The sequence below is a fragment of the Burkholderia sp. BCC1977 genome (assembly GCF_905339595.1).
Lineage (GTDB): Bacteria > Pseudomonadota > Gammaproteobacteria > Burkholderiales > Burkholderiaceae > Burkholderia.
In genome coordinates this window covers 1-1,451 of sequence record NZ_CAJPGQ010000129.1, presented here as the reverse complement: position 1 = coordinate 1,451, position 1,451 = coordinate 1, and the positions used below count along the sequence as shown (strand labels likewise).

Genomic DNA, 1,451 nt, shown 5'->3' with positions numbered 1-1,451 from the left:
GTGCTGAAGCAGGAGATGGTGAAGGGCATGGCCGAGCGCCCGCTGATCCTCGCGCTCGCGAACCCGACGCCGGAAATCCTGCCGGAAGTGGCGCTCGAAGTGCGCCCCGACGCGATTCTCGCGACCGGCCGCACCGACTACCCGAACCAGGTCAACAACGTCCTGTGCTTCCCGTTCATCTTCCGCGGCGCGCTCGACGTCGGCGCGACGACGATCACGCGTGAAATGGAAATCGCGGCCGTCAACGCGATCGCCGAACTCGCGCAGCACGAGCAGAGCGACATCGTCGCGACCGCGTACGGGATCCAGGACCTGTCGTTCGGGCCCGAATACCTGATTCCGAAGCCGTTCGATCCGCGCCTGATCGTCAAGATCGCGCCGGCCGTCGCGCAGGCCGCGATGGACGGCGGCGTCGCGACGCGCCCGATCGAGGACATGGAGGCGTACCGCGTTCACCTCCAGCAGTTCGTGTATCACAGCGGCACGACGATGAAGCCGATCTTCCAGCTCGCGCGCAGCGCGCCGGCGGAGAAGAAGCGTGTCGTGTTCGCGGAAGGCGAGGAAGAGCGCGTGCTGCGCGCCGTGCAGATCATCGTCGACGAGAAACTCGCGAAGCCGATCCTGATCGGCCGTCCGTCGGTGATCGAGCACCGTATCCAGCGCTACGGCCTGCGCCTCACGCCGGGCACCGACTTCACGGTCGTCAACACCGAGCACGACGAGCGCTACCGCGACTTCTGGCAGACGTACTACAAGATGATGGCGCGCAAGGGCATCAGCGAGCAGCTGGCCCGTGTCGAGATGCGCCGCCGCACGACGCTGATCGGCTCGATGCTGGTGAAGAAGGGCGAAGCGGACGGGATGATCTGCGGCACGATCAGCACCACGCACCGCCATCTGCACTTCATCGACCAGGTGATCGGCAAGCGCGCGGGCTGCAGCGTGTACGCGGCGATGAACGGCCTCGTGCTGCCGGGCCGCCAGATCTTCCTGGTCGACACGCACGTGAACGTCGATCCGACCCCGGAGCAACTCGCCGAGATCACGATCATGGCCGCGGAAGAAGTGCGCCGCTTCGGCATCGAGCCGAAGGTCGCGCTGCTGTCGCACTCGAATTTCGGCACGAGCAACGCGCCTTCGGCGCAGAAGATGCGCGATACGCTCGCGATCCTGCAGGAACGTGCGCCGGAGCTGAAGGTCGACGGCGAAATGCACGGCGACGTCGCGCTCGACGCGGCGCTGCGCAAGGAAATCCTGCCGGAATCGACGCTGGAAGGCGACGCGAACCTGCTGATCCTGCCGAACATCGACGCGGCGAACATCGCGTACAACCTGCTGAAGACGGCTGCCGGCAACAACATCGCGATCGGGCCGATCCTGCTGGGCGCGGCCCAGCCGGTGCACGTGCTGACCGAATCGGCGACCGTTCGCCGCATCGTCAACATGGCGGC

General features: G+C 66.2%; 1 protein-coding gene. It reads left to right on the top strand.

Annotated elements, in window-relative coordinates; all coding sequences use genetic code 11:
- The coding region (locus U5771_RS35040) for a phosphate acyltransferase (RefSeq protein WP_322028160.1) at positions 1-1,451 on the top strand (1,451 nt) is incomplete at both ends.